The following is a 9,231-nucleotide window of genomic DNA, read 5'->3' as shown; positions in this document are numbered from 1 at the left end:
TGTTCTCAGTATTTAAGTGTTGTAACCAAACAGTTAGTCCAAAAGCCGCTCTCGTAATTGAGAGCGGCTTTTTTTATTGGTATATACGTTGATGTCTAAAAAGCAGCGTGCTACTAAATATAAATAACATTGAATAGGGCTTTAATGCTCGTATTCATGAGGTTTTATCAGATATAAGTCAGCTGTTAGATTAATATGACTAAATAATGCCTTAGAACTTGCATTCTAACTAAAGACATGTATAATTGTCAGCCTTAACACCCATAGGCGATTGGCTCAATTGGTAGAGCATCGGTCTCCAAAACCGAGGGTTGTAGGTTCGAGTCCTACATCGCCTGCCATCTTCTTAGTATATCTGGTTGTACCCATCATCTCCAAAGCGAGTCCTTTATGAGCAATAATCAAGATAACCTCGATAATAAGTTATCTGATGCCAAGGCGGCTGGTGGTGGACTGCTGACTAAAAATAACCATATATCAGCGAACAATACGTCTGCTGTTGAAGTGGCTAAAACTGGCTCAGTAAAAGATATGCTACTATGGCTACTAGCTATCGTAATTTTAATTGGTGCGACTCTAGCTAATCAGTATCTACCGGGTTACTGGCAGCCTGCCAATGATGTCTGGATACGTATTAGTATTATTGTCGCCCTTTTTGTGTTTGCGCTAGTATGCTTAGCACTGACCCATCAAGGTCGTGCATTTAAAACATTATTAACAGACGCTGCGGTTGAATTACGTCGCGTGACATGGCCAAGTAAAGACGAAACCTTTCAATACACATGGCAAGTGATTGTCGTGATTGCAATTGTTGGGTTTTTTATTTGGTTATTAGATAACTTTTTTAATTGGTTTGTTGGCTTATTTATTGGTTAAGTTGAGCGTATTAGCAACTTTTAACCGCCGTATTATTTCTACGGTTTACTTATAACGACTTATTTATAATGGTCAGGAGCGTGACATGCGTTGGTATATTGTCCAAGCGTTTTCAGGATATGAAAAGCAAGTACAACGTTCATTAACTGATCGTATTAATCGTAGTGACTTTGCCGACTCATTCGGTGACGTGTTGGTACCTACTGAAGAAGTCGTCGAAATGAAAGACGGCAAAAAACGTAAAAGCGAGCGTAAATTCTTTCCAGGATATGTATTGATCCAGATGGAAATGAATGATAATACTTGGCATATCGTCAAAGAATGTCCACGTATTATGGGCTTTATTGGTGGCACACCAGAAACCCCTGCGCCTATTACGCAAGTAGAAGCGGATCGCATCCTAAACCGTCTGATCCAGACCGAGACTAATCCACGTCCAAAAACTTTATTTGAGCCGGGTGAAGAGTTATTGGTAATCGATGGTCCATTTACCGACTTTAAAGGGTTGGTTGAAAGAGTGGATTACGAGAAGTCTAAATTACATTTAACTGTAAACGTATTTAATCGACCGACTCAGGTTGAACTTGAGTTTAGTAAAGTTGAAAAACTAGACTAGACAACTATAAACCGGGGAGCTATTAATCAGTACCGTATTGTTTTTATAATATGTAATATTGGTTTAGCGTTATCACCCATTTAGGAGACAGTTATGGCTAAGAAGATTGATGGTTACATCAAACTACAAGTCCCTGCAGGTAAAGCAAACCCTTCACCACCGATTGGTCCAGCTTTGGGTCAAAAGGGCGTGAACATCATGGCTTTCTGTAAAGAGTTTAACGCTGCGACCTCAAGCCAAGAGCCAGGTCTACCGATTCCAACTGTGATCACAGTATACAGCGATAAATCTTTTACCTTTATCATGAAATCACCACCAGCTGCGTTTTTACTACGTAAAGCTGCGGGCGTTACTAAAGGTTCAGGTACACCAAATACGGCTAAAGTCGGTAAAGTGAATCGTGAGCAACTTGAAGAAATTGTTAAGACCAAAAATGCAGATTTAACTGCCGCTGATCTTGATGCTGCTATCCGTACCGTCGCTGGTACCGCACGTTCAATGGGTATTACCGTGGAGGGTGTATAATGTCTAAGCTAACCAAACGCCAAAAAGAAATTCAAAACCGTATTGATAACGAAAAACTATACACTATTGAAGAAGCGGTACAGATCTTAAATGATTTACCCGCATTAAAATTCAAAGAGTCTATCGATATCGCGGTAAACCTAGGTGTTGATCCACGTAAATCTGACCAAGTCGTTCGTGGTGCAACCAACCTTCCTGCAGGTACTGGTAAAACCAAACGCGTTGCTGTGTTCGCACAGGGCGCTGCTGCTGAAGCTGCTAAAGAAGCAGGTGCAGACATCGTTGGTTTTGAAGATCTAGCAGAGCAAATTAAAGCCGGTAATATGGACTTTGATGTGGTTATTGCTGCTCCTGACGCGATGCGTGTTGTGGGCCAATTAGGTACGATTTTAGGCCCACGTGGCTTGATGCCTAACCCTAAAGTCGGTACCGTAACGCCAAATGTTGCCGAAGCCGTAACCAACGCTAAAGCCGGTCAAGCTCAGTATCGCGTTGACAAAGCGGGTATTATCCATGCGACTATCGGTCAAGTTGGCTTTACTGCTGAGCAAGTGATGCAGAATGCCCAAGCGCTTATGGCTGATCTAAAACGTGCTAAGCCTGCAACGTCTAAAGGTATTTTTATTAAGAAAATTACCCTGTCTAGCACTATGGGCCCAGGACTAACAGTTGATCCTGTTCCTTATCGTGTTGCTAAATAAAACTACTTTATTAATTAAGCAGGTTAATTAATATAGGTACTTTATATTACAATATTTTATTTAAAATATTGTAATAACAAATACCAACGAATTTTAAATATTAGGTCAGCGTAGCCGTCGCTACGCTGTCTAAGACCGTAGGTAGAGAACAGTTTGGTGATGTGTTTAGCATCGATAAGCTGGTCTTGTTAATCGACGACAGATGAAAATCTTAGTTGGCCTACGCAGACGGTGGCCCACACAGTTTACGACAAGAGCGGATAGGGGGAGTTAGTCATATCGTCCTATTACTCAATGTCACTCTGATAACGGTGCCGTAATCAGTCGTTACCAGTAGGCAAGTTGCTATTGGTAATGTGTCGTATCAAGTCAGTCTCACCTTATGACTGCTGTTTTTAGAAGCTCGGATTATCAAAATCTAAGTGGCTAAAAGCTTAAATCATAAGGCGGCTGATAAGATTAAGGAGTTAACTTATGGCATTAACGCTAGAACAAAAACAGCAAGTTGTGGCTGAAGTGTCTGAAGTTGCTGCTAATGCGTACTCAGCGGTAGCTGCCGAGTATCATGGTATTGGTGTTGCAAAGCTTACTAAGCTGCGCGAACAAGCCCGTGATCAAGGTGTGATTTTGAAAGTGGTAAAAAATACCCTAGCAAAACGCGCTTTTGAAGGTACTAGCTTTGAGTGCATGTCAGACAGTCTAACTGGTCCATTACTTTTGGCTTTCTCAATGGACGATTTGGGATCTGCGGCTAGAATCATTTTTGATTTTAGCAAAGATAACAACGCCCTTGAAACCAAATTGGTATCAGTTAGTGGTAAATTATTTGGTCCAGAAGATCTAGAACGCGTATCGAAGCTTCCAACTCGCGACGAAGCGATCTCTATCTTGATGGCAACCATGAATGCACCAGTGACCAAGCTTGTCCAAACTATGAACGCAGTTCCTGGCAAGTTTGTTCGCACCGTAGCAGCAATCAAAGACGCAAAAGAAGCTGCTTAATTGCTTGTTTTAACGTAACTTTAATATCGCCGGTTGCACTTTATTGCCAGATCTGGCAAGCAGTCCAAGCGATATTAGAATCAATTAATTTTTATCAGATAACGGAGAGTTCTCATGGCACTATCTAAAGATGATGTGTTAAACGCAATCGCTGAAATGTCAGTAATGGATATCGTTGAGCTTATCAGCGACATGGAAGAAAAATTCGGCGTAACTGCTGCTGTTGCTGCTGCTGCACCTGCTGCCGCTGCTGCCGGCCCTGCTGCTGAAGAACAAGACGAATTTGACGTTATTCTTGCCAGCTTTGGCGAGAAGAAAGTTGCTGTGATCAAAGCAGTACGTGAAGCGACTGGCCTTGGTCTAAAAGAAGCGAAAGATTTGGTTGAAAGTGCTCCAACACCAATCAAAGAAGCTGTTTCTAAAGCTGACGGCGAAGAGTTGAAAAAGAAACTTGAAGACGCTGGTGCAACTGTTGAACTAAAATAAGTTTAACTTTGTACGAAAAAAGCTGGTGATGCCTTGCATTGCCAGCTTTTTTTTATTATAATAACCTGCTTGACCTTTTGTGTCTGCTAACACACGTACGCATTAACGGTGGATACCCATCAAAAGGACAGACAATATAAATGCAAGCAACCACGCCAGTTTTTGAAACCAGATAATATAGGCTAAACGTCAGTAGATGTTTGGCGTTTTTTTGTGGCTGTATACTTCCTTAGCAAAACGGTCGTTTATATTGATCTTAACCATTAGTTATCCTAATTTATTTTGCTCCTCATTCAGTATGGTTTTACTGTCAGTATTAAGGCTTATAGACGGTAGATAGGAGTGACGACATTATTATTGTGTGCTTACACGATTTAAACATCTGGCTCTCATAATAGGCTGATTAACTGAATTACCTATTGAAATTTTGAGTAAAGGTAGCCATGTAGTTATATGGTTTTTGATATTGCGTTCAAGTGTGCTGTGGTAGCTAAGCCAGCATTAAGTTTCGTCTATAAGTTTAAACCGCTATTCTAATTTATACTGCTGTTGTTTATGACCAACAACGATAATAAGTGATTGTTATTTAATCCTTATATATATTTAATTATCATATATTTATTGGCTGTAGATATGATGGGTTGTAGAAAAGAATAGTTGTAGCAAGAACCGTTTTTTTATTATCGTTTACGTCGCTAAGCGTGCATAGCATTTATGCACGCTGGCCACGCTTTTAATTTGTTTTCACGTCTACTGTAAGGACTCTCGATGGCATATTCTTATACTGAAAAAAAGCGTATTCGCAAAAGTTTTGCCGAATTACCCACTGTGATGGACATTCCCTATTTACTGTCTATCCAAGTAGATTCCTACGAGCACTTTTTGCAAGAGCACAAAAAGCCAAAAGCTCGTGAGAATACGGGTCTGCAAGCTGCGTATTCCTCTATTTTCCCTATCGAAAGTCACTCTGGTAACGCAGAGCTACAATTCGTTGAATACTATTTAGGTACGCCTGAATTTGATGAGCGTGAGTGTATCTTACGCGGCTCAACCTTTGCTGCCCCTATGCGCGTCAAAATTCGCTTGATTATTAAAGATAAAGACAGCAAAGATAAAGACAGCAAAGCGGCGATTAAAGATATCCGTGAGCAAAGCGTCTACATGGGCGAGATGCCATTGATGACCAACAACGGTACCTTTATTATTAATGGTACTGAACGGGTTATCGTGTCTCAGTTACATCGCTCACCAGGCGTGTTCTTTGACCATGATAAAGGCAAATCACACTCCAGTGGTAAAGTTCTTTATAATGCCCGTATTATTCCTTACCGTGGCTCGTGGCTTGACTTTGAATTTGATGCCAAAGATTTAGTCTTTGCTCGTATTGACCGTCGTCGTAAGCTATTGGCCTCTATTATTCTACGCGCTTTAGGTTTAAGTACTTCTGAGATTTTAGATTTATTCTTCGATAAAGTAGCGGTTTATAAAGGCGAAGAGCAGTTCGAGATTGATTTGGTTGCTGATCGCTTACGCGGTGAGATGGCGCAGTTTGATATCCTATCACCTGAAGGCGAGGTGTTGGTTGAGCAAGGTAAGCGTATTAACGCCCGCCGTATCCGTCAGCTTGAAGAAGCGGGTATGACTAAGATTTCTGTGCCTGATGAATATTTATATGAGCGTATTTTAGCAGAAGACATTATCGTTGATGATGAAGTAATTGCTAAAGCTAACACGCTAATTGACCATGAATTATTGGTGAAATTAAGCACGACAGACATTAAAGAAATCAGTATCCTATTTACCAACGATATTGATCAAGGCAGTTATATTGCCGATACGCTACGCGCTGATAGTACCTCAAGTCGCGAAGAAGCGTTGATTGAGATTTATAAAGTCATGCGTCCTGGTGAGCCACCAACGGTCGATACCGCTGAGAAACTCTTTGACAGTATGTTCTTTAACGCCGATCGTTATGATCTATCAAATGTCGGTCGTATGAAGTTTAACCGCCGTTTAGGTTTAGATTTTGATGATACTGCTGACCCTGATATTCAGCGCGAACGTAGTGTTCTAACTAACGGTGACATCGTCAACGTTCTAAAAGAGCTGATTGAGATTCGTAATGGTCGCGGCGAAGTCGATGATATTGACCATTTAGGTAACCGCCGTATTCGCTCAGTTGGCGAGATGGCAGAAAACCAATTTCGCGTCGGTTTAGTACGTGTTGAACGTGCGGTGAAAGAACGTTTAAGCTCAGCTGAGTCTGATAACCTGTCACCACAAGATTTGATTAATTCAAAACCTGTTGCTGCGGCGGTGAAAGAATTCTTTGGTTCAAGCCAATTGTCACAGTTTATGGATCAGAACAATCCGTTGTCTGAGATTACCCATAAACGTCGTGTATCTGCATTAGGACCGGGTGGTTTGACCCGTGAGCGTGCCGGCTTTGAAGTACGTGACGTTCATGATACTCATTATGGTCGTGTCTGCCCCATTGAGACTCCTGAAGGCCCGAACATCGGCTTGATTAACTCGTTAGCCATATTTGCTAAGACTAACAGTTTTGGCTTCTTAGAGACGCCTTATCGCCAGGTGGTTAATGGTCAAGTCACTGATACGATTGAATATCTGTCAGCGATTGAAGAAGTGGGTACTGTGATTGCACAGGCCGATTCACCAATGACCGAAGATGGCGCATTGAGTGATGAGATGGTCAGCGTCCGTAGCTACGGCGAATTTGTCCGTATGCCCCCTGAAAAAGTGACCCATATGGATGTATCACCAAGTCAGGTGGTATCGGTAGCGGCAGGCTTGATTCCATTCCTAGAGCATGATGATGCTAACCGTGCCTTGATGGGCTCGAACATGCAGCGTCAGGCCGTTCCTACATTACGAGCTGATAAGCCGTTAGTCGGTACTGGCATGGAGCGCCATGTCGCGCGTGACTCTGGCGTCTGTGTTATCGCTAAGCGTGGCGGTGTGATTGAAGATGTTGATGCGTCACGTATCGTGGTACGTGTCAATGAAGATGAGATGACTGCCGGTGAGGCAGGTATCGATATTTATAACTTAATCAAATATACCCGTTCAAACCAAAATACTTGTATTAACCAACGTATTATTGTTAACCAAGGCGATGATATCGCCACCGGTGATATCTTAGCTGATGGTCCTTCAACGGATCTTGGTGAGTTGGCCTTGGGTCAGAACATCCGTATCGCATTTATGCCGTGGAATGGGTATAACTTCGAAGATTCAATCTTGCTGTCTGAGAAAGTGGTTAAAGAAGATCGTTTTACCACCATTCATATTCAAGAATTGACTTGTGTGGCACGTGATACCAAGCTTGGCACCGAAGAAATTACTGCTGATATTCCAAACGTTGGCGAAGCGGCCTTATCAAGTCTTGATGAAGCCGGTATCGTCTATATCGGTGCTGAAGTTGACTCTGGTGATATCTTAGTGGGTAAAGTCACGCCAAAAGGTGAGACCCAATTAACCCCAGAAGAGAAACTACTACGGGCAATCTTTGGTGAAAAAGCCGCTGATGTTAAAGACACGTCTTTACGTGTACCAACGTCAAGCAAAGGCACGGTTATTGACGTGCAAGTCTTCACCCGTGATGGCGTCGAAAAAGATGCCCGTGCTCGGGCGATTGAAAAATCACAACTCGACAGCTATCGTAAAGATTTAAAAGAAGAGTTACGTATCTTTGAAGAAGCAGCACGTGGACGTATTGGTACGCTACTTGATGGCCAAAAAGTCAGTGGTGGTTCTGGACTAAAAGCTGGTACCGTTATGGCAGCAGCTGATATGAAAGATATGAGCCTTGAGACCTTACTTGACATTCAGCCGGTTGAAGAAGAAATCTCTGAGCGCTTGACCCAAATTGCAGAGTATTTGGTCGATAAGCAAAAAGATATCGATACTAAGTTTGCTGAGAAAAAACGCAAACTGACGTCAGGGGATGACTTAGCGCATGGCGTGCAAAAAATCGTTAAAGTTTATCTAGCGGTCAAACGTCGTATCCAGCCTGGTGATAAAATGGCCGGTCGTCATGGTAACAAGGGTGTGGTATCACGTATCATGCCAGTTGAAGATATGCCTTATGATGAGCACGGTAACACCGTAGATATCGTCCTGAATCCACTTGGTGTCCCATCGCGTATGAACATCGGTCAGGTACTAGAGACCCATTTGGGTATGGCCGCCAAAGGCTTGGGTGAGAAAATCGATGGTATGCTTAAAGCCCAAGCAGCGATGGTAGACTTACGTGATTTCTTAGACCAAATCTATAACAAAGTGGGTGGCGAAAGTGTTGATCTTGATAGTCTAACTGATGATGACATCATGACGTTAACTGATAATCTACGTGAAGGTGTGCCAATGGGTACCGCCGTATTTGATGGCGCGCATGAGCACCAAGTCAAAGATTTGCTAGAGCTTGCGGGTCTCGCAAGAGATGGTCAGCAAACCTTATATGACGGTCGTACGGGTCAGAAGTTTGACCGTAGAGTAACGGTTGGTTATATGTATATGCTCAAGCTTAACCATTTGGTTGACGACAAAATGCATGCGCGCTCAACGGGTTCATATTCACTGGTCACGCAGCAGCCGCTTGGTGGTAAAGCTCAGTTCGGTGGTCAGCGCTTCGGTGAGATGGAAGTGTGGGCACTAGAAGCTTACGGTGCCACTTACACCTTGCAAGAAATGCTAACCGTGAAGTCGGATGACGTTGAAGGCCGTACCCGTATGTACAAAAACATCGTCGATGGTGAGCAGTATATGGATCCAGGTATGCCTGAGTCCTTTAACGTACTGACCAAAGAAATCAAATCATTGGGTATCAATATTGAGTTAAAGCAAACGCACTAAATATGGCTGACTGATTCTGAATTAACGTGACTGATGTTATTAGTATTTATAATGTTATTAACGTTAATTAGTAAGTTGGTTATTACTCTTAGTTGTCAACTAAAGGCAGCATGCCCCTTGCTGCTGCTTTTAGTCATTTATCTCAACCCT

7 protein-coding genes and 1 tRNA gene are annotated in these 9,231 nt (G+C 42.4%); all 8 read left to right on the top strand.

Annotated features, from left to right (window positions below):
- Positions 1 to 265 precede the first annotated feature (265 nt).
- A tRNA-Trp gene (locus AAEY88_RS06055) sits at positions 266 to 341 on the top strand.
- 49 nt (positions 342 to 390) lie between these two features.
- Entirely contained in the window at positions 391 to 876 is a 486-nt protein-coding gene (gene secE, locus AAEY88_RS06050) for a preprotein translocase subunit SecE (protein ID WP_350560353.1), read from the top strand.
- An 85-nt stretch (positions 877 to 961) separates the two neighbouring features.
- Positions 962 to 1,492, top strand: coding sequence for a transcription termination/antitermination protein NusG (nusG, locus tag AAEY88_RS06045; protein WP_350560351.1), 531 nt, complete (start codon positions 962 to 964; stop codon positions 1,490 to 1,492).
- Between the two features lie 93 nt (positions 1,493 to 1,585).
- Positions 1,586 to 2,017, top strand: coding sequence for a 50S ribosomal protein L11 (rplK, locus tag AAEY88_RS06040; RefSeq protein ID WP_350560349.1), 432 nt, complete (start codon positions 1,586 to 1,588; stop codon positions 2,015 to 2,017).
- The gene (gene rplA / locus AAEY88_RS06035) at positions 2,017 to 2,718 is read left to right on the top strand and encodes a 50S ribosomal protein L1 (RefSeq protein WP_350560347.1); all 702 of its coding nucleotides are present in this window, start codon (positions 2,017 to 2,019) and stop codon (positions 2,716 to 2,718) included. The genes rplK and rplA overlap by 1 nt, the downstream gene beginning before the upstream one ends.
- 474 nt (positions 2,719 to 3,192) lie before the next feature.
- On the top strand, positions 3,193 to 3,720 hold the full coding sequence (rplJ, locus tag AAEY88_RS06030) for a 50S ribosomal protein L10 (RefSeq protein WP_350560345.1): 528 nt from the start codon (positions 3,193 to 3,195) through the stop codon (positions 3,718 to 3,720).
- Between the two features lie 114 nt (positions 3,721 to 3,834).
- Positions 3,835 to 4,206, top strand: a complete 372-nt coding sequence (gene rplL, locus AAEY88_RS06025) for a 50S ribosomal protein L7/L12 (protein ID WP_350560343.1) — start codon at positions 3,835 to 3,837, stop codon at positions 4,204 to 4,206.
- A 768-nt stretch (positions 4,207 to 4,974) separates the two neighbouring features.
- The gene (rpoB, locus tag AAEY88_RS06020) at positions 4,975 to 9,081 is read left to right on the top strand and encodes a DNA-directed RNA polymerase subunit beta (RefSeq protein ID WP_350560341.1); all 4,107 of its coding nucleotides are present in this window, start codon (positions 4,975 to 4,977) and stop codon (positions 9,079 to 9,081) included.
- Positions 9,082 to 9,231 lie beyond the last annotated feature (150 nt).

It is taken from the genome of Psychrobacter sp. CAL346-MNA-CIBAN-0220 (genome assembly GCF_040309805.1).
Classification (GTDB): Bacteria; Pseudomonadota; Gammaproteobacteria; order Pseudomonadales; family Moraxellaceae; genus Psychrobacter.
The sequence above is the reverse complement of the archived record's forward strand: the minus strand, read 5'-3'. Positions and strand labels throughout refer to the sequence as shown.